At 40.3% G+C, this 26,372-nt stretch carries 21 protein-coding genes and 1 pseudogene; 6 read left to right on the plus strand and 16 right to left on the minus strand.

Annotated elements, in window-relative coordinates; genetic code table 11:
- Positions 1–466: 466 nt before the first annotated feature.
- The 5 genes from rplS to ffh all read right to left on the minus strand — a co-directional run bounded on the left by rplS (position 467) and on the right by ffh (position 4,001).
- Complete coding sequence (rplS, locus tag L0B53_RS04870) at positions 467–814, minus strand: 50S ribosomal protein L19 (RefSeq protein WP_235061036.1); 348 nt, start codon at positions 812–814, stop codon at positions 467–469.
- A gap of 34 nt (positions 815–848) precedes the next feature.
- A complete protein-coding gene (gene trmD, locus L0B53_RS04875) occupies positions 849–1,595 on the minus strand; it encodes a tRNA (guanosine(37)-N1)-methyltransferase TrmD (RefSeq protein ID WP_235061037.1) in 747 nt (248 codons plus the stop codon).
- A 27-nt stretch (positions 1,596–1,622) separates the two neighbouring features.
- Positions 1,623–2,171, minus strand: coding sequence for a ribosome maturation factor RimM (rimM, locus tag L0B53_RS04880; RefSeq protein WP_235061038.1), 549 nt, complete (start codon positions 2,169–2,171; stop codon positions 1,623–1,625).
- A 16-nt stretch (positions 2,172–2,187) separates the two neighbouring features.
- A complete protein-coding gene (gene rpsP, locus L0B53_RS04885; RefSeq protein ID WP_235061039.1) occupies positions 2,188–2,433 on the minus strand; it encodes a 30S ribosomal protein S16 in 246 nt (81 codons plus the stop codon).
- Positions 2,434–2,621: 188 nt separating this feature from the next.
- Positions 2,622–4,001: a signal recognition particle protein gene (ffh, locus tag L0B53_RS04890; RefSeq protein WP_235061040.1), complete on the minus strand. Its 1,380-nt coding sequence runs from the start codon at positions 3,999–4,001 to the stop codon at positions 2,622–2,624.
- Between the two features lie 133 nt (positions 4,002–4,134).
- On the opposite strand from ffh, the pseudogene L0B53_RS04895 reads away from it, so the two are divergent.
- Both L0B53_RS04895 and L0B53_RS04900 read left to right on the plus strand, forming a co-directional pair.
- Positions 4,135–4,931, plus strand: a pseudogene (locus L0B53_RS04895) (inner membrane protein YpjD).
- A gap of 91 nt (positions 4,932–5,022) precedes the next feature.
- The gene (locus L0B53_RS04900; protein ID WP_235061041.1) at positions 5,023–6,285 is read left to right on the plus strand and encodes an HlyC/CorC family transporter; all 1,263 of its coding nucleotides are present in this window, start codon (positions 5,023–5,025) and stop codon (positions 6,283–6,285) included.
- Between the two features lie 216 nt (positions 6,286–6,501).
- On the opposite strand, the gene purL is transcribed toward L0B53_RS04900, so the two are convergent.
- A complete protein-coding gene (gene purL / locus L0B53_RS04905) occupies positions 6,502–10,410 on the minus strand; it encodes a phosphoribosylformylglycinamidine synthase (RefSeq protein WP_235062176.1) in 3,909 nt (1,302 codons plus the stop codon).
- A gap of 266 nt (positions 10,411–10,676) precedes the next feature.
- On the opposite strand from purL, the gene mltF reads away from it, so the two are divergent.
- Positions 10,677–12,284, plus strand: a complete 1,608-nt coding sequence (gene mltF / locus L0B53_RS04910; protein ID WP_235061042.1) for a membrane-bound lytic murein transglycosylase MltF — start codon at positions 10,677–10,679, stop codon at positions 12,282–12,284.
- A 392-nt stretch (positions 12,285–12,676) separates the two neighbouring features.
- The gene (locus L0B53_RS04915) at positions 12,677–12,817 is read left to right on the plus strand and encodes a hypothetical protein (protein WP_235061043.1); all 141 of its coding nucleotides are present in this window, start codon (positions 12,677–12,679) and stop codon (positions 12,815–12,817) included.
- Positions 12,818–12,899: 82 nt separating this feature from the next.
- Here L0B53_RS04915 and tadA read toward each other — a convergent pair whose 3' ends face one another.
- Positions 12,900–13,388: a tRNA adenosine(34) deaminase TadA gene (gene tadA, locus L0B53_RS04920; RefSeq protein WP_235062177.1), complete on the minus strand. Its 489-nt coding sequence runs from the start codon at positions 13,386–13,388 to the stop codon at positions 12,900–12,902.
- A gap of 496 nt (positions 13,389–13,884) precedes the next feature.
- Between tadA and L0B53_RS04925 the strand changes: the two genes are divergently transcribed.
- Positions 13,885–14,343: an RNA methyltransferase gene (locus L0B53_RS04925; RefSeq protein WP_235061044.1), complete on the plus strand. Its 459-nt coding sequence runs from the start codon at positions 13,885–13,887 to the stop codon at positions 14,341–14,343.
- Positions 14,344–14,478: 135 nt separating this feature from the next.
- Here the strand turns inward: L0B53_RS04925 and guaB are convergent, their stop codons facing one another.
- Complete coding sequence (guaB, locus tag L0B53_RS04930) at positions 14,479–15,948, minus strand: IMP dehydrogenase (protein WP_235061045.1); 1,470 nt, start codon at positions 15,946–15,948, stop codon at positions 14,479–14,481.
- Between the two features lie 166 nt (positions 15,949–16,114).
- Here guaB and xseA point away from each other — a divergent pair, with 166 nt between their 5' ends.
- A complete protein-coding gene (gene xseA, locus L0B53_RS04935; protein ID WP_235062178.1) occupies positions 16,115–17,446 on the plus strand; it encodes an exodeoxyribonuclease VII large subunit in 1,332 nt (443 codons plus the stop codon).
- Between the two features lie 113 nt (positions 17,447–17,559).
- Here the strand turns inward: xseA and L0B53_RS04940 are convergent, their stop codons facing one another.
- The 8 genes from L0B53_RS04940 to rodZ all read right to left on the minus strand — a co-directional run bounded on the left by L0B53_RS04940 (position 17,560) and on the right by rodZ (position 26,277).
- Positions 17,560–17,781, minus strand: a complete 222-nt coding sequence (locus L0B53_RS04940; RefSeq protein WP_235061046.1) for a zinc ribbon domain-containing protein — start codon at positions 17,779–17,781, stop codon at positions 17,560–17,562.
- A 285-nt stretch (positions 17,782–18,066) separates the two neighbouring features.
- A complete protein-coding gene (locus tag L0B53_RS04945) occupies positions 18,067–18,963 on the minus strand; it encodes an alanyl-tRNA editing protein (RefSeq protein WP_235061047.1) in 897 nt (298 codons plus the stop codon).
- Between the two features lie 167 nt (positions 18,964–19,130).
- Positions 19,131–20,627: a ribosome biogenesis GTPase Der gene (gene der, locus L0B53_RS04950; RefSeq protein ID WP_235061048.1), complete on the minus strand. Its 1,497-nt coding sequence runs from the start codon at positions 20,625–20,627 to the stop codon at positions 19,131–19,133.
- 116 nt (positions 20,628–20,743) lie between these two features.
- Positions 20,744–21,895, minus strand: a complete 1,152-nt coding sequence (bamB, locus tag L0B53_RS04955; RefSeq protein WP_235061049.1) for an outer membrane protein assembly factor BamB — start codon at positions 21,893–21,895, stop codon at positions 20,744–20,746.
- Positions 21,896–22,001: 106 nt separating this feature from the next.
- Positions 22,002–22,613 (minus strand): tetratricopeptide repeat protein, encoded by a 612-nt coding sequence (locus L0B53_RS04960; protein ID WP_235061050.1) that lies wholly within the window; start codon positions 22,611–22,613, stop codon positions 22,002–22,004.
- 12 nt (positions 22,614–22,625) lie between these two features.
- On the minus strand, positions 22,626–23,894 hold the full coding sequence (gene hisS / locus L0B53_RS04965) for a histidine--tRNA ligase (protein WP_235061051.1): 1,269 nt from the start codon (positions 23,892–23,894) through the stop codon (positions 22,626–22,628).
- A 202-nt stretch (positions 23,895–24,096) separates the two neighbouring features.
- Positions 24,097–25,224: a flavodoxin-dependent (E)-4-hydroxy-3-methylbut-2-enyl-diphosphate synthase gene (ispG, locus tag L0B53_RS04970; RefSeq protein ID WP_235061052.1), complete on the minus strand. Its 1,128-nt coding sequence runs from the start codon at positions 25,222–25,224 to the stop codon at positions 24,097–24,099.
- Between the two features lie 15 nt (positions 25,225–25,239).
- Entirely contained in the window at positions 25,240–26,277 is a 1,038-nt protein-coding gene (rodZ, locus tag L0B53_RS04975; protein WP_235061053.1) for a cytoskeleton protein RodZ, read from the minus strand.
- Positions 26,278–26,372 lie beyond the last annotated feature (95 nt).

The raw sequence follows: 26,372 nt of genomic DNA on the forward strand, positions 1-26,372 counted from the left end.
GCTTTGTATTTACTGACTTACAAGAAATAAATATTCAATATTATATATAAATATTTTTTCCAACCAATAACTGTAAAGTTAATGTTACATACTTATATCAACCAATCATTAGAAATCTAAATGCTGTTTTACACCATCTAAAACCAACATTAACAATAGAGAGGAACAGAGAAAATAATGAAAAACAAAGTGATGATCGAGCATTCAGACGTGAGCAATCAATGATAATGAGGTAGAAGGTAGAAGGTAGAAGGTAGAAAATAGAAGATAGAAGATAGAAGATAGAAGATAAAAACAAGAAGTGGAAAGTCAGAGTGTCGTCGGGATAAAAAGTCGTCTTAAGAATAGATCTAGGTATTAATCAATTGGATCAATAAAAAATCAAAGCCAGATAGACTAAAGGCCCGCATAAATGCGAGCCTCAGGCTTTATTTTTCACGATGTTCTAACATAAGCTGTTAGTGGCTTAGCCTAAACGCTCTTTAATACGTGCAGACTTACCAGAACGCTCACGTAAGTAGTAAAGCTTAGCACGACGAACTGCACCGCGACGCTTAACAGTGATGCTGTCAATTTGTGGAGAGTGAGTTTGGAACACACGCTCAACGCCTTCACCGTTTGAAATCTTACGAACAGTGAATGCAGAGTGAAGGCCACGGTTACGCTTAGCGATAACAACACCTTCGTATGCCTGTAGACGGCTACGAGTGCCTTCTACTACTTTAACCTGAACAACCACAGTGTCACCTGGGCCGAATGCAGGTACGTCTTTTTTCATTTGCTCTTGTTCGAGCTGTTTAATGATATTACTCATGTATATACCCTAGAATAAACTGAAACTAATGTATCTACTTGCTCGATTGATACTCACGTATAAATTCGGCAAGTAATAATTCCTGATCGTCAGTCAGAGCTAGGTTTTCCAGAAGCTCTGGTCTTCTTAGCCAAGTGCGGCCCAGCGACTGTTTCATTCGCCAGCGACTAATTGCCTGATGATTTCCGGACTTCAGTACACTCGGTACTTCAACACCATCTAAACATTCAGGACGAGTATAATGAGGGCAATCTAACAAACCATTTGCAAAAGAATCTTCTTCTGCTGACGCAAAATCTCCCAGCACACCCGGAATAAACCGAGCAACGGAATCAACTAGCGTCATAGCGGGTAGTTCACCACCACTGAGCACAAAATCACCGATAGACCACTCTTCGTCGACTTCAGTTTGTATTATGCGCTCATCTACACCTTCATATCGACCACAAATCAAGATTAACTTTTCATTGTTAGCCAACTCCTCAACACCAGCCTGATCAAGCTTTCGGCCTTGTGGAGAAAGGTAGATTACTTTAGCCTCATTGCCTGCGGTCTCTTTAGCTGCGGTGATAGCGTCGCGCAAAGGCTGCACCATCATCAACATACCAGGACCACCACCATAAGGTCGATCATCAACCGTACGATGTCTATCTGTAGTGAAATCACGAGGATTCCAACACTCTACAGATAAAAGACCTTTCTTTACCGCCTGGCCAGTTACTCCAAAATCAGTAATCGAGCGGAACATCTCTGGAAACAGGCTAATTATGCCAACCCACATGATGCTTACCTCTTACTAATTAATAGATTAAAAACCAGGATCCCAGTCAACTTCGATCCGTCGAGCTTCGGCATCAATATGCTTGATAACCTGCTCTTCGAGGAACGGGACTAATCGTTCCTTTTTCCCAAAAGCATCTTTGAGGTTTGCTTTCACAACTAAAACATCGTTAGAACCAGTTTCAAAGATATCGTCAACTTTACCTAGGTCGTAACCTTTGGTTGTAACAACACTCATACCGAAAAGATCTTTCCAGTAGAATTCTTCTTCTGGTAGATTCGGCAACTGATCGCCATAAACACCAATCTCGACATTAGCGTAAGCTTGCGCTTCCTCTCTAATACCTACCGATTGCAATTTACAGACATGTCCTTGATTGTGACGCTTCCAATCTTCAACTGGAAACTCAATCCACTCACCTTTAACTTTTAACAGCCAAGGTTTGTAAGAGAAGATACTCTCAGGAACTTCAGTGTACGAAAAAACTTTTAGCCAACCACGGATGCCGTACGACGCCCCTAGTTTTCCGACAACAATAATTTTGTCATCTTGCTGTTTGTTTGTTTCTACACCCATTGTATTACTCTCTAAATTAAGCCGCAGAAGCGTCTTTAATTAGTTTAGCTACACGATCTGAAACAGATGCGCCTAGACCTTGCCAGTGTGCTACACGGTCAAGATCAATACGACACTTCTCAGCAGAGCCTTGAGCAACTGGGTTGAAGAAACCAATGTTTTCGATGTAACGGCCGTTGCGTGCGCTGCGGCTATCTGTTACAACTACTTGATAAAATGGGCGTTTTTTAGCGCCATGACGTGCCAAACGAATGGTTACCATATCGTCCTCTTTGCATTACTAAAATAAATTGGCTCCAATTTATATCGGAGCCAGTACTGAAAAATAAAGCTCGGGGATTTTACTATTTACAGCATCAATTGCAACTTAATTCGTCGAATTCTGACAATTTTTATTGCATATACTTTAGTTATCACCAAGTTACTGCGAAAAATTATTAAAACTAATACTTAACGACCAGGAAAACCGCCGCCCATACCACCCATTCCGCCCATCATGCCTTTCATATTACGCATCATGTTTTTCATGCCGCCCTTCTGCATTTTTTTCATCATCTTCTGCATTTGGGTAAACTGTTTTAATAGTTTATTGACATCTTGTACCTGAGTACCAGAACCTGCGGCAATACGTTTTTTACGAGAGCCTTTAATTAACTCAGGGCGAGCACGCTCTTTACGTGTCATTGAGTTAATAATGGCTTCCATCTGACCAAACATCTTGTCGTCAACTTGGCCTTTTACATTATCAGGAAGTTGAGACATGCCTGGCAGTTTATCTAACATACCCGCCATACCGCCCATACCACCCATTTGTTGTAGCTGATCTCTAAAGTCTTCTAGGTCAAAACCTTTCTTGGCTTTAAATTTCTTCGCTAACTTCTGCGCTTTATCTTGGTCAACGTTTCGCTCTAAATCTTCAATAAGAGAAAGAACATCACCCATACCTAAGATACGAGAGGCAATACGATCGGGGTGGAAAGCTTCTAATGCATCAGTTTTTTCACCAACACCTAAGAATTTAATTGGCTTGCCTGTAATGTGACGAACAGAAAGCGCTGCACCACCACGAGCATCACCATCAACTTTTGTTAAGATAACACCGGTTAATGGTAGTGCTTCATTAAAGGCTTTAGCGGTATTCGCCGCATCTTGCCCTGTCATCGCATCGACAACAAACAGTGTTTCAACTGGCGTGACTGCGCTGTGGACATCGATGATTTCACCCATCATCTCTTCATCAACGTGTAAACGACCTGCGGTATCGACAATCACGACATCGTAGAATTTCAGTTTACCATGCGCAACAGCATCATTCGCAATATCGACGGGCTTCTGATCGGCAGTTGATGGGAAGAAGTCGATACCGATATCTTCTGCTAAAGTCTCAAGCTGCTTGATTGCGGCCGGACGATAAACATCGGCGGAAACAACTAAGACTTTCTTCTTGTGACGCTCTTTAAGCATTTTACCTAGTTTACCTACACTGGTTGTTTTACCAGCACCTTGTAAACCAGCCATTAAGATAACAGCAGGTGGTTGTGCGCTTAAATCTAGATCTTCATTCGAAGCACCCATCACAGCTTCAAGTTCAGCTTGAACTATTTTGATGAACTCTTGACCTGGAGATAAGCTTTTTGATACTTCATGCCCTACCGCACGCTCTTTGACATTCTTAACGAAGTCACGAACAACAGGTAGTGCTACATCAGCTTCAAGTAGAGCCATACGCACTTCACGCATGGTATCTTTAATATTGTCATCAGTTAATCGGCCTCGACCACTGATGTTCTTTAACGTTTTGGATAGACGATCCGATAAATTTTCAAACATATTATAGTTCGCTCACTATGCGGTAATTGTGTAGAGTATACCGCAATTTTAACAACACTTTAATCTTCAGATAGCTACTCTTTACTCTGCAAGGTATACTGAAGGCTCATTTTAGTAAAAAGTCGATTGATTTATGGAATTATTGTTAGCGATATCAACCGCCACCTTCTACATTTTAGCATTAAGCTTCATTATCCCTGGTTTAACACAGAACCAAGGGATCAATAAGAAGTATGTGCTTATTTTTGCCATATGTGCGCTTATTAGTCACCTTATTTTACTAAAAGATCTTATTTTCTTTAGCCATACAGATCAAAATTTGAGCATGCTCAACGTGGCTTCATTGATGAGTTTCATTTTAGCAATATTAAGCACGGCCATATTAACTCGCATAAAAATGTGGTTTTTATTACCCATCATTTATAGCTTTGCTGCACTAAATGCCTCTGCAGCAACCTTTATGCCAGGTGTATTTTTAACACACTTACAAACTCAACCACTATTGTTACTACATATTTCATTAGCGTTATTCTCGTATGCGATATTAATTTTAGCGACACTCTATAGTATCCAACTTGCTTACCTTGATAATAAGTTGCGATCTAAGAAAGGATTGACGATAAATCCAAATTTACCTCCGTTAATGATGGTTGAACGACAACTGTTTAAAATCATCCTGATTGGAAATAGCTTTTTAACACTCACATTGATCACGGGCAGCTTTTTTATCTATGACATGGTAGCACAAGGGCAGACTCATAAAGTGGTCTTCTCATTTTTAGCTTGGTGCATCTATAATTTAGTCTTATGGGGGCATCATCGTCAGGGCTGGCGAGGAAAAAAGTGATCTGGCTAAATATTATTGGTGCGATCCTGTTAACACTTGGTTACTTCGGCTCTCGCTTTGTGAGTGAGATTATCTTACATTAAGCTTTATCAACCGCGGTTAATATACTCGTCAAGTAAGAAGGGTATCGTACAACCTTAACCGCTATTTTTAATTAACTATAAAGGACACCTTTTGGACACCATATCGACAGAGATTTTACTCTCTATCCTGGTATTACTTATTATTGTTTCGGGCTATTTTTCTGGCTCTGAGACAGGCATGATGTCATTAAATCGCTATCGACTTAAGCACTTGGCTAGTCAAGGGCATAAAGGAGCGAAGCGAGTTGAGAAGTTACTTAATCGTCCTGATCGTCTGATTGGGCTCATTTTAATTGGTAACAATTTAGTTAACATTGTTGCTTCAGCGCTTGCAACAATTATAGGCATGCGTCTCTATGGTGATGTCGGTGTGGGTATCGCAACGGGTGTTCTAACGATTGTGATATTAGTTTTTGCTGAGGTAACACCAAAAACCTTAGCAGCTATGCATCCAGAACGTGTTGCTTATGGTAGTAGTTTAATCCTACAAGTCCTAATGAAGCTACTCGCTCCGTTGGTTCTAATGATTAACTTTATTACTAATACATTCCTCCGTATTTTAGGGTTAAAAAAACCTTCTGACGATGCTGATCATCTAAGTTCTGATGAACTTCGAACTGTTGTAAATGAGGCTGGAGGATTAATTCCTCGTCGTCACCAAGATATGCTGATCTCAATTTTAGATTTAGAGAATGTAACGGTTGAAGAGATCATGATCCCCCGCAATGAGATTGCAGGAATCAATGTTAATGATGATTGGAAGTCGATTGTCCGTCAGTTAACTCACTCCGCTCACGGTCGTATTGTTCTGTATCGAGACCAAATTGATGAAGTCGTTGGCATGCTACGTGTAAGAGAAGCTTACCGTATCATGATGGAGAAAAAAGAGTTTAATAAAGAGACTATGCTAAGAGCTGCTGATGAAGTCTACTTTATTCCTGAAGGAACCCCGCTCAATATCCAATTACTTAAGTTCCAGCGTAATAAAGAACGCGTAGGTCTAATTGTTGATGAGTATGGTGATATTCAAGGCTTAGTGACTTTAGAAGATATTCTGGAAGAGATTGTTGGTGAGTTTACAACCTCTATCTCACCAAGTTTAGCGGATGAAGTGAGCTTACAGCCTGATGGTAGTTACTTAATTGATGGTTCGGTTAGCATCCGTGATGTTAATAAAAGCTTAAATTGGAACTTACCGACTGATGGCCCTAAAACTTTAAATGGCTTAATCATTGAAAAGCTTGAATATATCCCAGAAAGCAAGCAATGCATGATTCTTCATGAACATCGTTTAGAGTTAGTTCATATCTCTGACAATATGATCAAATCAATTAAAGTCATACCCGACTCTTAGAAGTAATATACCTAAAATCATTGGAGCTGCTAGCAGGCGAGCGAAGCTAACACCTAGCAGCTTCAAGTATGAGGGGATAGATATGGTTAGTCTGAAATAGACAACAAATAAAAAGAATACAAAAAAGCGGATGAGCTTTAACAGTTATTGTTAAATCTCATCCGCTTTTTTTATCACTGATTCAATTTATTCTATCGCCAATACGATTCAAATAGATTAACTAAAATTAACCCGTGCGTTACGGAACATTCTCATCCATGGACTATCTTCGCCCCACTCTTCAGGGTGCCATGAATTAGCAACCGTTCTAAAGACACGTTCTGGATGCGGCATCATGATAGTGACACGACCATCTTCATTAGTTAATCCTGTCATCCCATTTGGCGAACCATTTGGATTACTCGGATAATTCTCTGTCACTGAACCTTGGTTATCGACATAACGTAGTGAAACTAATCCACTCTCTTCAAGTTGAGCAAGATGCTGTGGATTTCTCACTTCAACCCGCCCTTCACCATGAGATACAGCAATTGGTAAACGAGAGCCTGTCATTTGATTTAAGAACAGTGAATTGGACTTTTGGATCTCAACCAGACTAAAACGGGCTTCAAATTGTTCAGAATGGTTGCGAACAAACCGCGGCCAAAGATCAGATCCTGGAATCAAGGATTGAAGATTAGATAACATCTGACAACCATTACAAACACCTAAAGCGATCGAATCAGGATTATCAAAGAAGGCTGAGAATTGCTCTCTTAATTGAGTGTTAAAGAGTATTGATTTTGCCCACCCTTCACCTGCGCCTAATACATCCCCGTATGAGAACCCGCCACATGCCACTAGCCCTTGGTATTCACTCAACGCAGCATCACCAGTGATTAATTCACTCATGTGGGTATCTACCGCCTCAAATCCAGCACGATCAAATGCAGCCGCCATTTCAACATGAGAGTTCACCCCTTGTTCGCGTAAAATGGCTATTTTGGGCTTTAGATTTCGATTAACCATCGCGGCACTCACTTGTGGCGAAGCTATATCAAAACTAGGATCAAAAGTGAGCTGGCAATTCAGCCCAGGATCATCAGCTTGCTGCTTGAGTTTAAACTCCTGTTCCGCACAAATAGGGTTGTCTCGAAGTGCTTGCATTTGATAACTGGTTTCTGACCATATACCCCGTAACTCAGAACGAGAACGTTCAATAATGACTTGTTCATTTCGACGAATAATTAAAGAATCACATTGACTAACACTGCCAAGAATATGGCAATGCTCAGTCAAACTATGGCCAGCAAGTAACGTAATAACATGATCAAGATCGCTATCTCTAACCTGAATCACCGCACCTAGCTCTTCATTAAAGAGGATCGCTAAGTTATCCTCTCCAAGATGGGAAAGATCAATATCAAAGCCACAATTTCCAGCAAATGCCATCTCTGCCAATGTCGTAAATAGTCCACCATCCCCTTTGTCATGATAGGCAAGCAGAGAGTGATCTTTAATTAATTGCTGGATAGCAAGATAGAAGTTTTTAAGAAGAGCCGGATTGTTAATATCGGCGGGTTTATCACCCAATTGCTGATAAACTTGACTTAATGCCGTTGCCCCTAAACGATTACGTCCTTCTCCTAAGTCGATATAGATCAGGTTCGTTTCGCCTTTATCAGTGCGTAATTGTGGCGTAACCGTATTGCGAATATCATCAACTCGAGCAAAAGCAGTAATAATCAGCGAAAGCGGTGACGTAACTTGATGATTACCTTTTTCATCTTGCCATGCTGTTTTCATCGACATTGAATCTTTTCCGACCGGAATCGTCAGCCCTAATGTAGGACAGAGCTCTTCTCCTATCGCTTTTACCGCGTCATAAAGTCCAGCATCTTCTCCAGGATGACCAATTGCAGACATCCAGTTCGCGGAGAGTTTAATATGTTTAATATCGCCAATATCGGTTGCTGCAATATTAGTGATTGCTTCACCGACAGCTAAACGTGCAGATGCAGCAAAGTCAAGCAGAGCAACTGGTGTTCTCTCTCCCATTGACATCGCTTCACCGTGATACGAATCGTAACTTGCCGCAGTGACGGCGCAGTTTGCAACAGGTACTTGCCAAGGACCCACCATTTGATCACGAGCAACCAAACCACTCACTGAACGATCACCAATCGTAATTAAGAAACTTTTATCGGCAACAGCAGGCAATTTAAGGACGCGATCAATCGCATCATCAAGGGTGATATTACTGCGATCTAATGCAATTCCTTCCGCTTGTAAGCTAATCGCATCTCGCTCCATTTTCGGTGTTTTTCCTAATAATACATCCATCGGTAGATCGATTGGACGATTATCAAAATGGCTATCATCAAGTTGAAGATGTCGTTCTTCTGTCGCTTCTCCAACAACGGCGTAAGGTGCACGTTCTCGCTGGCAGATCTGATCAAATAACGACATATTCTCTGTTGCGACAGCCAGAACATAACGTTCCTGTGATTCATTACACCAAATCTCTAGCGGAGACATCCCTTGCTCATCATTCGGTACATCACGAAGTTGGAACCGCCCCCCACGTTCACCATCGTCCACCAACTCTGGAAGTGCGTTTGATATTCCACCAGCTCCAACATCATGAATAAATGCAATAGGATTTTCTTCGCCTAACTGCCAACAACCATCAATGACCTCTTGGCAACGGCGTTCCATCTCTGGGTTTTCACGTTGAACTGAGGCAAAGTCAAGATCTTCACTAGATGCTCCAGAGTTCATCGAAGAGGCTGCACCACCGCCCAATCCAATATTCATCGCCGGACCGCCAAGAACAATCAATTTTGCACCAACAGGGATCTCTTTTTTCTCAACATGCTGATCAGAGATATTCCCTAAGCCACCCGCCAACATAATTGGTTTATGATAACCTCGAACTTCGAGCCCATTATGAGAGTTAACTTGCTGTTCATAGGTTCGGAAATAACCTAATAGATTAGGGCGACCAAACTCATTATTAAATGCCGCACCGCCTAATGGGCCTTCCAACATAATATCTAACGCGCTGACAATGCGATCAGGTTTACCAAACTCCTGCTCCCAAGGCTGAACAAAATTTGGAATTTTAAGGTTCGAGACGGTAAATCCAACCAAACCCGCTTTTGGCTTACCACCAATTCCTGTTGCGCCTTCATCACGAATTTCGCCACCAGACCCTGTGGCAGCGCCCGGCCAAGGCGAGATTGCAGTAGGGTGATTATGGGTTTCAACTTTCATTAAGATCTGATTATCTTGCTGATGGTAACCATATTGACGAGAGTTCGGATCAGGATAAAAACGCCCCACTTTCGATCCTGTCATCACGGCTGCATTATCTTTATAAGCAGATAACACATGCTCTTGCGTTACTTTGTGCGTATTACGGATCATCTGGAACAGTGATTTATCTTGTTTTTGACCATCGATGATCCAATCGGCATTAAAGACTTTATGACGACAGTGCTCAGAGTTAGCTTGAGCAAACATCATTAATTCAATATCGGTTGGGTTACGTTCAAGTTTAATGAAGTTTTCCATGAGATAATCAATCTCATCTTCCGCGAGTGCCAAACCTAATTCAATATTGGCTTGTTCCAATGCTTTACACCCAGCACCAAGAATGTCGATATATTGCATCAATTTTGGTGATGACTGTAAGAAAATAGCGGCAAGTTCTGCTGAGTCGAAACAGATCTGCTCCATCATTTTATCGTAAAGAAGAGATTGTAAATCCGTTAATTGCTTTGAGGTGAGAGGCTCTTCACTATCAATCCAATATTGTCGACCACGCTCGATACGATTAATCATGGCTAATCCACAATGATGAGCGATATCAGTGGCCTTTGATGACCAAGGAGAGATAGTTCCAACCCTTGGCGCGACAAATAATGTCATTCCAAAATGGGATTGTTGTTTATCATTTGGGCCATAATTAAGAAGTTGTTCCAACTTAGCCCTATCCGTAGGGACTAAAGGTGTAGAACTATCGATAAGGTGAATAAACTCAACTGAAATATTGGTTATCGGTAACTGTAATTGATGGCAGCACTTTAACAGCTTATGAACTCGAAACTCAGAAAGTGCAGGGGAACCACGCAGAATATCCATGTACATACGTCTCTCATTAACAATTGAAATGTTATTATAAAGTAAAATCAAAAGAGATGTAACAGAAAAAGCAAACGTTTGCGTGTTTTTGTGAGAAAATATATTGAGCACGAAGAGAGACGATATATTTTCAATAAAATCCTCAAATAACTGGATTTTAAGACAGATTAAAAAGAGTTTAAGATGAATTGGAGATAATTAGTTTCTTCTATGTAAAAGCTTTGATATAACTACCCTCACTCTTCTGCGTCACAAGATGGACCGCTATGTTAATAAAACAGAAAAAAATCATCAGCCACTTTCTTCTTATTCTCAGTTCACTCTTGTTTATTGCTGGCTGTGATCAATTCTCTGCACCTAAATCTGATTTAGAAAAAATTCAAGATCGTGGAGTATTACGAGTGGGGACCTTAAATAATCAACTCTCCTATTTTATTGGTGTTGATGGCCCTACAGGGTTAGATTATGAGTTAGCGAAATTATTTGCTAAAAAGCTCAATGTAAAGCTAGAAATGGTGCCGTTTTATACCACATCAGATCTATTCCCAGCCCTAAAACGTGGTGATGTCGATCTTATTGCAGCTGGGCTGACCGTCACAGAAAACCGCCGAAACCATTATCGAGCAGGACCGATCTATTACTACACCTCAGAACAATTGATTTATCGTCAAGGTACTCGCCCACCCAAAAATATTAAAGCCCTATTAAAAAAACCGTATACCTTGTCAGTGGTCAAAGGTTCGAGCCATGAAAATACATTAATTAATCTACAAAAAAAGTACCCAGAACTAACATGGAAAAGTGTCGATAATCAAGATTATGATGCTTTACTCAAAGCCGTTGCCAATAAAGAGTTGGATTTTACTATTGCTGACTCCGTTGATATAGCCTTAGCACAACGAGTCACACCTGTTCTTGCAGTAGCCTTTGATATAACAGACGATCAAGCCGTTTCATGGTTTACCAAACAGCAGCGTGATAGCAGCCTTTACTCGCTGATTATCGAATTTTTTGGCGAAATGAATGAAAATGATCGTCTAGCAAAATTAGAAGAGAAATATTTTGGCTATGTTAATAGCTTTGATTTTGTCGATACCCGTGCCTTTATTCGCGCATTAGATAACAAACTTCCTAAGTGGCAACCTCTATTTGAAAAATATGCTGGTGACTTTGATTGGCGATTAATTGCCGCGGTCTCTTACCAAGAGTCTCATTGGAACCCTCGCGCAGTTTCACCAACCGGTGTCCGAGGAATGATGATGTTAACCCGCCCTACCGCAAAGTCAGTGGGTGTAAAAAATAGACTCGATCCTGAACAAAGTATTCGTGGTGGTGCCACTTATTTAGAGAAAGTATTAAAACGCGTACCTGAAAGTATTGAAGAACATGAAAAGATCTGGTTTGCTCTTGCCTCTTATAATATCGGTTTTGGTCATATGATGGATGCTAGGCGCTTGACAAAAGCACAAGGTGGTAATCCTGATCGCTGGAGTGATGTCAAAGAGCGCTTTCCACTTCTTCATCAAGCCAAATATTATAAACAGACTCGTTACGGTTATGCCCGAGGTCGTGAAGCGGTCAATTATGTCGAGAATATTCGTCGCTATTACCACAGCATTACGGGATGGCAAAATGAACGTGAAAATGCCAATATCCAACAATCAGAGAGTAATGTCGATGAGTTACAAACGATCAATGTTAAACTACCTGATGAGCCTCAAATGACTCAACAAGAAGAATTAACAGCAGAAAATATGACGTCATCTTTAAAAACCAATCGCGAAGACAACCAACAGCAAGTTGATTCCAATAAAAGTGAAAAGAATAAAACTTCGACTAAAATATCACCAACAGCTACAGATGAAAAAAAATAGTTAATTGATGTAAAATTGACCAATTAAGATCTATATTTACAGTGACGTCAAATGAAAAAGTCACTGTACCTAAAGTCATTGATGTTGCTAATAGGCGACAAGTGAGTGAGTCTCCATGATTATAGAAGTTCTATCTCATTGGAAATAAGTGAACAGCCTAGCCGTGTCCAGTAAGATTGGTATCAGAGATTAACAACAACTGAAATCGATAGTCGTCGTTATAACCCAAAGTAATTGGAGTTGCGAGTAGGCGGCAAGTGTATGAGGCCTCATGAGTATAAGTGTACTCTATGATTGAGGCGAGAGAGCGTAGCCAACAACCTAGCAACTTCAAGTAAGAAGGGTATAGTCATCATAATTAATAACCATAATTAATAGGAGTGGATATCTCGATGCGTAACACTCGCAGAAGTATTAAAAATAACATTTCAAGTATGGCACGCCAACAACGTAGAAAGAAACGTAATAATCATCTAAAAGTTTTATGGCGTCATCGAGCGTATGTTTTGCTTCGTTTAGATAGTGTTGATTAATTCATCATTATTTAATCAAACAAATATAATAATGAGTTGACCTGAAAGTTACTCAATAGAGTAAACACAGGCTCTAGAGCGATCATTGTCGATGATTAAGGTTCTGGTGTTTTTTTGCCGCTTTTTTCTGTTCCTTTTTCTCTTTACGACGACGACGGAAAAAGGCTTGTAATTGCGCTTTACATTCGCTTTTTAATAACCCAGCTTGAATTTTCACATGATGATTAACACCCTCATAACTAAGAAGGTTCATCACACTTCCAGCCGCACCCGTTTTAAGATCATCCGTTGCGTAAATCACTTCACCAACCCGACTATGAACCATCGCGCCAGCACACATAGGGCAAGGCTCTAAGGTGACATATAAGGTTGTCTCTAATAAACGGTAATTAGAAAGAACTTTCCCGGCTTCTCTTAAGGCCTGAATCTCCGCATGAGCCGTCGCATCATGATTGGAGATCGTCTGATTCCAACCTTCACCAACAATTTGGCCTTGATAAACAATAACAGCACCAACTGGCACTTCTCCTTGTTGTTCAGCGCGATCAGCTAACTCCATCGCTCTAGTCATAAATCCGTGTTGCTCAGGTGTGAAGCTAATGGGTTCAGGCGTCGCGCCAAGGGCCTCAGAAATACAACTACTTTTATCTTCGGCTTGATTATCTTGTTGTTGGTTTCTAATCTCTGACGTCATTTGTTCACGACAAGAGATTGCTACGATAGGGTCATTGGGATCTAGCTTATTGGTCATCTTAGGTGCTCTAGCTCGATGGTTTTCAAATGGTCGCTTTATAAAGTATGAGTTTATAGATTGTACCCCTAAAGTCATTGGCGTTGCTAGTAGGCGTCAAGCGAGTGAGACCCCATGTGTATAGGTATTCGATATAATTGGGGCAAACGAGTGTAGCCAACAACCTAGCAACTTCAAGTAAGAAGGGGATAGCTTTACATATTGTAGCTTTTACATATTGTAGCTTAGCGCAGGTGAACTGTACCAATCAAAACTACTCTTAAGAAAAATTATTGGTATAATCCGCGCCAATTGTGGTTAATTGATAGAAAAGAAGATGACGAAAGGTTATGCATGCATTGGGTTAGTGAACCCGAAAACACCAGAAAATGTTGGTTCAGTATTACGAGCAGCGAGCTGTTATCAAGCTAACTCCGTTTATTATACTGGAATAAGGTATGATCTTGCGGCTAAATTCTGTACTGTGACGCAAAAGAAACATCTAGATATCCCATTAATAGGTGTAGAAGACCTGAAAGATATCATTCCTCATGATTGTGTTCCTGTCGCGGTTGATCTTATCGAAGGGGCAAAACCTCTACCTAGCTTTAAACACCCGACACGCGCTTTTTATATTTTTGGCCCTGAAGATGGCACTCTTAAAAAAGAGATTACAGACTTCTGTCGTGAGACCATTTATGTCCCTACCGAGGGTTGCATGAATTTAGCTGCCGCAGTCAATGTGATACTTTATGATCGGATGGCAAAAGGCGAGAATTTTTCTGATAACAAATAATATACCTCAAGCAAAAAAGGTATATCCCATCTAGATTTATTTTTAATAAAAAATAGATGATGGTCAAATTAGATAAAGATGAGAGAGCGTGAATAAAACCCTTATTCACGCTCTTTTATTCTTTAACCTAAAACATTAGCCTAAACGGTAATTCGGCGCTTCTTTAGTAATCGTCACATCATGAACATGTGATTCTTTAATACCTGCACCCGAGATACGAACGAACTCAGCTTTGGTTCTTAACGTCTCAACATCAGGAGAGCCCGTCAGCCCCATACTTGAGCGCAAACCGCCCATTTGCTGATGAATAATCTCTTTGACATGCCCTTTATAAGCAACACGGCCTTCAATACCTTCAGGAACTAACTTATCTGCCGCATTATCCATTTGGAAATAGCGATCAGATGAACCCTGAGTTTGAGACATTGCACCTAATGATCCCATGCCACGATAAGATTTATAAGCACGACCTTGATACAACTCAATCTCACCTGGAGCTTCATCAGTACCCGCAAACATAGAACCAACCATCACACAAGATGCACCCGCAACGATTGCTTTACAAAGATCTCCTGAATAACGAATCCCCCCATCGGCAATAATTGGTACACCAAACTCTGCCGCCGCTTCAGCTGCATCAGAAATCGCCGTAATTTGAGGAACACCAACACCCGTAACGATACGAGTAGTACAGATAGAACCTGGGCCAATGCCAACCTTAACGGCATCAACACCGGCTTCAATTAGAGCACGAGCTCCCGCAGCGGTAGCAACATTACCGCCAATAATTTGTAGTTCAGGGAACGCTGCACGAGTTTCACGAATTCGTTGTAGAACACCTTCAGAGTGACCATGAGAAGAGTCTATCAGTAATACATCTACATCAGCTGCAACCAATGCTGCTATACGTTCTTCATTTCCTGCGCCAGCACCAACAGCTGCACCAACACGCAAGCGACCTAAATTATCTTTACAAGCATTCGGTTTACGTTCGGCTTTTTGGAAATCTTTGGCAGTAATCATCCCACTTAAGCAATAGTTATCATCGACAACCAATACTTTTTCAATGCGGTGTTGTTGCATTAACTCCTGAACTTCTTGGTGAGAAGCCCCCTCTTTAACCGTTGCAAGACGAGATTTTGGAGTCATCACTTCGGCAACCGTTTTTGATAAATCAGTAACAAAGCGTACATCGCGACCGGTAATAATCCCGACTAGTTGATCATCAACATCAACCACAGGAAAACCTGCAAAGCCATGATGTTGAGTTAGCTGTTTTACTTCGGTAATCGTAGCGGTAGGTTGAACTGTCACAGGATTAGAGACCACACCCGCTTCGAACTGCTTAACAAGGCGAACTTGTTCCGCTTGCTGTTCAATTGACATATTTTTATGGACAAAACCAATCCCACCCTCTTGAGCCAAAGCTATTGCCAAGCGAGCTTCAGTCACAGTATCCATTGCAGCGGATAACATGGGAATATTTAGAGAGATACTTTTGGTTAAGCGCGTTTGAAGGTTCGCGGTATTTGGCAGAACGGTTGAATGGGCTGGAACTAATAGAACATCATCGAAAGTTAGGGCTTCTTTGGCGATTCGTAACATTGCAACATCTCACTAAGTTTAAGGTTTAAGTTAAGATAAAATATTGCAGAGGGAGTATACGGGCAACGCAAACGATTGGCTAGTGATTTTATCTGATTTTTTATAACATCAAGGGGAAATAGTGATATCTTTGCTATTAAGTTAATTAAATATTAAGAGCTTAATGGTGAATAGTCATACGAATGATAATATTTATACCGTCTCTCGTTTAAATGCAGAGGTTCGTTCCTTATTAGAAAATGAGATGGGTGTTGTCTGGTTATTAGGCGAGATATCTAACCTCTCAATTCCGGTTTCCGGCCATTGGTATTTCTCCTTAAAAGATGCCCGTGCTCAAGTAAAATGTGCCATGTTTAAAGGGAATAATCGTCGTGTGACATTTCGTCCCGAGCATGGCAATCAAGTCCTTGTTCGTGCTCGCCTTTCACTTTATGAACCGCGTGGTGATTACCAACTCATTATTGATTCTATGCAACCTGCAGGAGATGGGTTGCTACAACAGCAATTTGATCAACTCAAAATGCAGTTAGCGGGTGAAGGTTTATTCTCAGAGCAGCGTAAAAAAACACTCCCACTGCATCCAAAATCTGTCGGTATTATTACTTCTAAAACGGGTGCTGCATTATTTGATATCTTAAATGTCTTAAAACGTCGCGATCCAGGATTGAATGTCATCATCTATCCAACTTTAGTCCAAGGAGAAAGTGCAGCGATTCAAATTGCTCAAGCTATTGGCTGTGCCAATGCCCGAGAAGAGTGTGATGTTTTGATTGTTGGTCGCGGTGGTGGTTCACTGGAAGATCTCTGGTGTTTTAACCAAGAGATTGTTGCCAGAACAATTGCTGCGAGTCTAATTCCAATTATTAGTGCTGTTGGGCATGAAGTTGATGTAACAATTGCCGATTTTGTTGCCGATGTTCGCGCACCAACCCCATCAGCAGCAGCAGAACTTGTTAGCCGAGATCTATCTCAACAACATGAAAAAATTAATCAGCTAAGAAGTCAGTTGATTTACAGTTGGCGTCACTTTTCTCAGCAAAATAACCAACAAATTAAACAACTGCAATACGGATTAGAGAAACAACACCCACAGCAGAAGTTACAACAGCAGCAACAGTATTTTGATGATCTTAACCAGAGATTACGGAACTATGCTCCGAAAATGATCCAACAACTCAAACATGATTACAGAGAGATCGAGTATCGATTAAACAATACTAATCCACAGCAATCGATCCAAGATCATACTAAGCATATTGAATCCTTAAGCCGTCAATTGAAAACATTGATCAGCCATCGATTAGAGATCAATAAGACAAATCTCGCTGCACAAGCAGATAAATTAAATACTGTCAGCCCATTAGCAACCCTAGCTCGCGGCTATACGATTACTCGTAATGAGCAAGGAAAAGTCATTAATAACGCTAATGACGTTAAACCTGGAGAGCAATTAACAACAACATTAGCTAGTGGTAAAATAACATCAATCGTTCAATAATCGAAACTAACTAAGAAAAACAACGAATAGATAGATTAATTTTCCAGTGAAATCATCTATTTTAGCGACACAATCAACAAATTTACTTACAAAGTTAAATGTGTCGCTAAATATTATGACTTTTTCTGAAATTCAATTCTAACTTTTGACTTTGATTGTAGCTCGTTACAATGATTGCAGAAGTAACTCACGGCACCGCAAGCCTTTAACTTCTCGACCTGTTGATCACATTTAGGACAAAACGCCACCTTATTAAAATGATCCTGACAAGATTGGCAGTAGTACCCATCACCTTGCCACGTTAACTCTTGCTCACACATTGGACATTGACCCATTTATAACCTCTATTCTCTTTGATCTATTTTAAATTGATTCATTTTTCTGACAAACGTTATCTTTTAACTTTACTCATAGACGTCAAGGATGATCATGATCCTATTTAAGGATCTTCTGCTAATTATAAGATGATCACCTTTTTCAACTATACAGAATGAATATAAATACACTTCCCGAAAGCATAAGTTACATGTGCTGTATTTCAATTTAAAGAAGCATAATATTTCACTTAATAACATTTAAAGCATCATTAACGAGATAATATAAAATAGTAGTTTTCTCAATTATTTCATCTGAATTGTTAAATTAACCGATGTTTTCATAACAATTGCTTGGTTATTGATAACATTTAAACTGACCTCAAGTGAAGGTAGTTGAGAAAAATGGTTAATATGCGTTCCGCCACACGGCATCTTCACAACACCTTCGTCACCTAATTGACAAACCCAATAACGTGAATCAGTCAATGTATCCCCTTCAGACTCAATAAGTACATTAGATTCAAGTGCCAACCACAATATAAGCTGCTGATTTACATCACTTTCAACTTGTTTTATATTTTCAATTATCTCTGTACTATTTAAACCACGCTTACGCAATGTTTTCCCTAAGCGATAATCATCAGTACAACACGTGGGTGCCACACTACTTTTCTCTTGGGCATAGCCATTAAAATCATGATGACCTAACTCATCCACACGTGGTGCATCTTTACGCCAATAATCAGCATCTAATACTTTATTTAATGCTAGTGAAGCCAAATGTCCTGCACTATGTCCACAACTTAGTTGATGTTGATAGTCCAGATCTACATTTAGAGTAATCTGCTGTTGAGTATTGATATCTAGCCATTGATCAACAACATGCACCACCACAAAGATCCATCCCTGTTGATCACGTTTTACAGGAATCGCTTGATCAACATATAATTCGCCAGTCGCTAACTCGATCGCCCCCGTTAATGCGATCTCAACTGAATAGAGATTGTCACCTACCTCAATCGTTCCTTGATCAGAAGGATGATCAGGCCAAATATGACTAACTGGATGAAAAGGCGTTTTATCTGTCACAATATAGGTTTTATTATCTTGCTGTTTAACTAACTGAACTTCAGCTTGTGCCGTTGCTCTGACTGCAGGATCTGGATGACAAAAAAGTATTTTGGTTGGGGTAAATGGCATAATGACTTGCTCCTAAAGCTATATACCGTTCAGACTGAAGTTGCTAGGCTAGATTTCGCAACTCATGGGATCTCATACATCTTCCGCCGACTAGCAACTTCAATTACTTTAGGTATTAATTCTGAATGTTTTCTAATAAAAAGCCCCTCATGGTGAGGGGCTTATTTTTATTTTTTAGTGTTACGATTTTTCACCATTTTCATTAAGCGAGTTCGTTTTCGCTCTTGAGACATGGTTAATTTATTTTTGTTAGTCTCAAATGGGTTATCGCTACTCTGGAACTGAACTCTGACGGGAGTTCCCATCATATTCAATGTCTTACGATAGTAATTGATCAAATAACGCTTGTAAGCACCTGGTAATTCATTAACTAAGTTACCGTGAATCACAACAATTGGTGGGTTATAACCACCAGCATGGGCATATTTAAGCTTCACACGACGACCACGAACCATTGGTGGCTGATGATCATCTTGAGCCATCTGCATAATACGCGTTAGCATTGATGTGCTAATGCGCTTAGTTGCAGAATTATAAGCTTCTTGTACCGACTCAAACAGGTGACCAACACCGGTTCCGTGCAATGCAGAAATAAAGTGAATTCGTGCAAAATCAACAAAACCTAAACGGCGATCTAGTTCCGATTTAACACGCTCTTTCACTTCAGAGGTTAAACCATCCCATTTATTAATGGCAATAACGATCGAACGCCCAGCATTTAGTGCGAAACCTAATAAGCTAAGATCTTGATCAGAAATATTTTCACGAGCATCAATCACTAACAATACAACGTTAGCATCTTCGATCGCTTTCAATGTTTTAACAACGGAGAATTTCTCTACCGTCTCATTAATATTTTTGCGACGACGAACACCCGCTGTATCGATCAGAACATATTCGCGTCCATCACGCTCCATTGGGATATAGATGGAGTCACGAGTTGTACCAGGCATATCATAAACAACAACGCGTTCTTCACCAAGAATACGGTTAGTTAATGTTGATTTACCTACGTTAGGACGACCAATGATACCTAACTTAATTGGTTGATTTTGAAGGCGGATATAAGAAGCTTCTGCTTGCTCTTCCGTCATGGTTGTAATATCAACCTCTTCATCTTCAAACTCAGTCAGATCGATAATCTCACCATTTTCATCAAATTCTTGCATGGACTCTGCAAATGGCGTTAGTGCAAGATCAATTAATGCAGCAACACCACGTCCATGAGAAGCCGCAATTTGGTACATATTATCCATACCTAACTGCCAAAACTCAGCACTTGCCATATCTGGGTCAACACCATCAATTTTATTAACCACTAAAAATGTTGGCTTTTCTCGCTGACGAAGATGCTTTGCAATCGCTTCATCTGAAACAGTTAGACCGGCACGGCCATCAACCATAAATAAAATAACATCAGCTTCTTCAATTGCAGCTAATGATTGGTCAGCCATGTGTGTTTCAACACCATCTTCGGTTCCATCGATACCACCGGTGTCAATCACGATAAACTCATGTTCTTCTAACTGTGCTTTACCGTACTTACGATCCCTTGTTAAGCCAGGAAAGTCTGCAACGAGTGCATCTCTTGACCTAGTTAAACGGTTAAAAAGCGTAGATTTTCCTACGTTGGGGCGCCCAACTAGAGCTACAACAGGAATCATAAAAACCTCATTCTCAGTCTATTTGTTGTTACTATCAATTTAGTATATATCTAAACAACAAACGGCTCTTGACTGGTTCCAGCCAAGAGCCTAATAATTAACTATCACAAAAACCTTTATGGTAATTGCATTAACTTCAAGTCACCATTACGGGTTTGAAGTAAGTATCCATTTGATACAGCAACCGGAGGAACAGCAATTCCATCCCCACCAACATCTTGCTGTGCAACAAAATTACCTGAATCCGGATCTAACCAGTGAAGATATCCTTCCTGATCACCGACAACAACTTTGTTATCAATAACTCTTGGTGCCGTTACATTTCGGTAAGCAAGATCTTGGTTTTGCCAAATCTCTGTACCACTTCGTAGATCTACAGCAACAATATGATCTTTATCTGTTATTAGGTAAACATGATCACTATCAACAGCAAGATCTTTTGCTGAAGAGTAAGTTCGACGCCAAACAGATTGGCCTGAACGCAGATCAATCGCCATTAAACTACCATTATAACCGACAGTAATTAAACGGTCGCCTACTATAACAGGCGTAGCATCAACATCAACTAATCGATCAATTTCTGTTGCGCCTTTTGGGTTACCAATCGGTTGTTGCCAGATATAATTGCCATTTTTAATAAATGCAGCACCTAGTCGACCATTTGCCATTCCCCAGAAAACACCACCAGAAACCGTCACTGCTGAACTATCACCACGTAGAGAGAGTGATGGAATGTCATTATTTAACTTCCACTTCTCTTCACCTGTTTCAGAATCGAGAGCCTCTAACGTACCTTTACTGGTATTAACGATAACTAAACCTTCATCAACCAATGGTGTTGCTAATACTTCACCATCAACTTCTGAACGCCACTCCTCATCACCAGTATCACTATTTAATGCAATGACTTCTGCATTTTCAGTACCGATAAAGATCTTACCGTAACTCGCCACAATACCACCAGAAAGGCGAGCTGAGTTATCATCTTCTAAATCATTGCTCCACTGTTCTTTGCCACTCTCTTCATCGAGTGCAACAACATAACCTTTACGATCAGCAGCATAAACTTTACCGTACTCTACAACCGGCTTAAGTGTTGAGTAGTAATCTTCAATACCATTACCTACACTCTTACTCCACACTTTTTTAGGTGTGAACTGACTATCAACTTTAGGTAAAGGCGAGATCTTAACTGCCGCTTCCTCACTGGCACATCCTGCAAGACCAGTTAGAAAGGCTAATGCCATTACGGTTTTTTTCCACCCCATGTGTATAACCTTTTCTCTCGTGATTGTGTACTAAGCTATACGTTAATGAATTAGAGGTATAATAATAAAATTAATACTTTTAAATCATTTCGTATAAATTCAATGGTTATTGAGCTAAATCATCAATTTTCATCTGAATCACACCTGTTACACCAAACTCTTGAGCTTGATTGTAAGCCTGAAGCGCTTCACTGCTTTTACCTTGACGAGCAAAGAAATCACCTTTTAACTCTTCAACGCGACCTTTCCAGCTTTCATCAGTAATTTTTGCTAGTTCAGCATTCGCTTGTGTGTAATTTTCATCTTCAGCATAAATACGAGCAAGGCGCGTTAAAATTAATGGTGTTAAAGACGCATCTTTATTTGAAGCTTGTACGTCAACTAAAACTTGTTTTGCACCCGCTAAATCGCCATTTTCTACGTAATTTTTAGCCAATTGTAATGATGTTAATACCGCATAATGGCTACTGTTATCTTCAGCAATAAATGCTTTTGCATCGGCAATACTATCATTACTATTTGCGGTTAACTCGGTCACAACTTGATGATAAGCCTGAGAACTTTGCTCATTTGCTCTTAGCGTCTCAGCTTGATAATAGCGCCAACCTGCAAGTGCAGCTAATCCTACAACCGTACCAATAACGACTGATTTTCCATTTTTTTGCCACCAACTTTTGATAGCTTCAACTTGTTGTTCTTCCGTAGAGTAAACGTCCACTAAATAATCCTCTTACATCACTTCAGCAATTTTTGTTGCAACGCTATCTTGAGCAACTGTTACTTGCTCTCCGCCCTGCAGATCTTTAAATGTTACTTGATGATTAGCAACTTCATCTTCGCCTAAAACTAAAGCGACTTTTGCGCCCACTTTATCAGCTCGCTTAAATTGCTTTTTAAAGCCGCCGCCGCCAAAGTGGTTCATCACACGAATTCCATCAATATTTTCACGTAATGATTCAGCTAATTTCATACCAGCAGCCATTGTACCTTCACCTGCGGTAACAATATAGACGTCAACAGTACGACGAACTTGATTTAACTCTAATGCTTCCATTAGTAAGACTAAACGCTCAAGTCCCATAGCAAAGCCAACAGCCGGTGTTGATTTTCCGCCTAACTGTTCAACAAGACCATCATAGCGTCCACCACCACAAACCGTTCCTTGTGCGCCTAAACTTTCAGTAATCCACTCAAAAACAGTACGGTTATAATAATCTAAACCACGGACTAAACGTTGATTAATCGTATATTGGATTCCAGCAGCATCAAGTAGTTCACAAAGACCAGCAAAGTGCGCTTTTGACTCTTCATCAAGGTAATCAACAAGTTCAGGAGCATCGGTTAGGATTGCTTGAATATCTGGATTTTTACTATCTAGTACACGTAATGGATTAGTATGCATACGACGTAAGCTATCTTCATCTAATACATCAATATGTTGTTCTAGGTGCGCAATTAATGCTGTGCGGTAGCTAGCACGTGCCTCTAAAGAACCAATCGAATTCAATTCTAAACGCACATGTTCATGAATACCTAATTCACGCCAAAGACGCGCAGTCATCATAATTAGTTCAGCATCAACATCAGGGCCATTCAAGCCAAAGACTTCAACACCGACTTGATGGAATTGACGGTAACGACCTTTTTGTGGACGCTCGTGACGGAACATGGGTCCCATATACCATAAACGTTGTTCTTGATTATATAACAGACCATTTTCAATCCCAGCACGAACACAACTTGCCGTTCCTTCTGGACGTAGAGAAAGACTCTCTCCATTACGATCATCAAAAGTGTACATCTCTTTTTCAACAACGTCGGTGACTTCACCAATTGCACGTTTGAAAAGATGCGTCACTTCTACGATAGGCATTCTAATTTCACTGTAGCCGTAAGCACTCACTACATTTTTAACGGTATCTTCAACTTTCTGCCAAAGAGGGGTACTTGTTGGTAAGCAGTCATTCATACCGCGAATTGCTTGAATTGTCTTTGCCACGTTTATGTCTCATTAATCAGTGGATAAATATTATTGCAGCACAGTATTCCACTCTGCTGTTTACCTTTAACTTTTATACCCTTCATACTTGAAGCCGCGAGGTTGTTGGCTGCACTTGCTCGTCCCAATCATAGAGTACACCTATACTCATGGGGCCTCACTCATTTTCCGCCGACTAGCAACGCCAATTATTTTAGGTATGTTACTCAGAATCTTCTATAGTCTGAGTTTTAATTCGATTTTCTTGATCAAGAATCGAGGCTTTTGCACGAATACGACTCTCTAGTTGATCAATCAAGTTATCATTATCAAAGCGATCTTTTTGACGCTTTCCATCTTGATAGAATGCGCTGCGTTTATTACCGCCTGCGACACCTAAATGAGAGACTTCAGCCTCACCGGGGCCATTAACGACACAACCGATAATAGAAACATCCATTGGTAGAACAATATCTTCTAAACGTTGCTCTAATTCATTAACCGTTCCAATAACATCAAATTCTTGACGAGAACAAGTTGGACAAGCAATAAAATTAATACCACGAGAACGAATACGCAGGGACTTTAAGATATCAAAGCCAACTTTCACTTCTTCAACAGGATCAGCCGCCAATGAAACACGTAATGTATCACCAATACCTTCAGAGAGTAACATACCTAAGCCGACAGCCGATTTAACCGATCCTGCTCGAGCACCACCCGCCTCTGTGATCCCTAAATGTAGTGGCTGGACAATTTCTTTAGCTAATAAACGGTAAGACTCAACCGCTAAAAAAACATCGGAAGCTTTTACACTTACTTTAAATTGATCAAAGTTTAAACGATCAAGAATATCAACATGACGCATTGCTGATTCAACTAAAGCAGCAGCTGTCGGCTCACCATATTTCTGTTGAATATCTTTCTCTAATGAACCGCCGTTAACACCAATACGAATGGGAATATTCATATCTTTTGCACAATCAACAACTGAACGAATTCGTTGCTCATTACCAATATTACCTGGGTTAATACGTAGGCAATCTACGCCATATTCTGCAACCTTAAGAGCAATACGATAATCAAAATGAATATCAGCAATCAAAGGAATATTACTTTGCTGTTTGATTTGCTTAAAAGCTTCAGCCGCATCCATTGTTGGTACTGAAACACGAACAATATCAGCACCGACTTTTTCAAGTGCAGAGATTTGAGCAACAGTGGCTGCAACATCTGTTGTAAGCGTGTTAGTCATTGATTGAACAGCGATTGGTGCGCCGTCACCCACAGGGACATTCCCAACATAAATACGGGTTGATTGACGACGTTTAATAGGAGAATGATTATGCATGAAACTATCTACTCTTTAATTTGAAAGCTTAAAACGGGCGACTTTACCGCTAGCATAGCGACTTAAATCAAACTTATCACCTTTGTAGGTTAACTCTACATGGTTAGGTGCACCGAGTACAATCTTATAAGGCGCATTTCCAGAAAGATCAATGGTATCACCTTGCTTTTTAATGCCATTGACTAAATTCTTCCCTGAAGCATCTGTAATCTGTACCCAGCAATCATTGCTAAACGTCATCTGTATATCAGAAACAGATGCAACTTCCGCGACTTGGGATGCTATCGCATGATCTTCTGCCGTTGTATCAGGAACAATCGTTTCTGGCGTTGTGGCTTCAGCAGTAACGGCTGTTGAAGCGGTTGCTTTTTGATCGACAACTATTGATGAGTTAACTTCAGAAGTCGTCACTTCAGGTAGTGTGGATTCTTCTTGGTGCTTTTCTACCGCTTTTGCTGCATCATTATTAGTTGCGACAGGGTAGTCACCCAACTGCTGTTGCTCTTGGCTAACAACAGATTCGTCATCAGCATTAACTTTTTCTGACTCAGAGATGGATTCAGTTGATGTTGCAGATTGCGCTTCAACAAGTTGTTGTGTTTCACTAATCGATTCACTTAATGAACCATCTTTATTTTGCCACCACCATGTTGCTGTAATACCGACAACAATAATGACCAAGACCCATGTGATCCCCATAACTCGACTATCATGGCTATCACGGCTTCGTTTTTTCGAAAAACTTTGCATCTCTTGAATTTTAACGGGTTCAGCACCTGAGGCATCAAAAGCTTTTAATACATCATCCGTCTCAACATTTACCAGTTTAGCATAAGAGCGCAAATAGCCACGAGTAAAGGTCGCGACTGGCATCTTATTAAATTCATCATTTTCGATATGTTTTACGACAGAAATATTTAGACGCAGTTGTGTCGCTATCTCTTGTTGGGATAAACCTAATTTTTCACGAGCAAATCTCAATATCTCACCTGGCTTTTGGGTGTTTTGCTCTGTTAACGGTTCATTACTGATATTCTTATCTTCTATTGTCATTTTTATTTATAACCTTTATTAAGAATCTCGGTCTTATTATTGACTATCACCTTCATACAAAAGTGCAGTTATATTGGTGACATTGCCAAGTGCTT

It is taken from the genome of Vibrio sp. SS-MA-C1-2 (assembly GCF_021513135.1).
Taxonomy (GTDB): Bacteria; Pseudomonadota; Gammaproteobacteria; order Enterobacterales; family Vibrionaceae.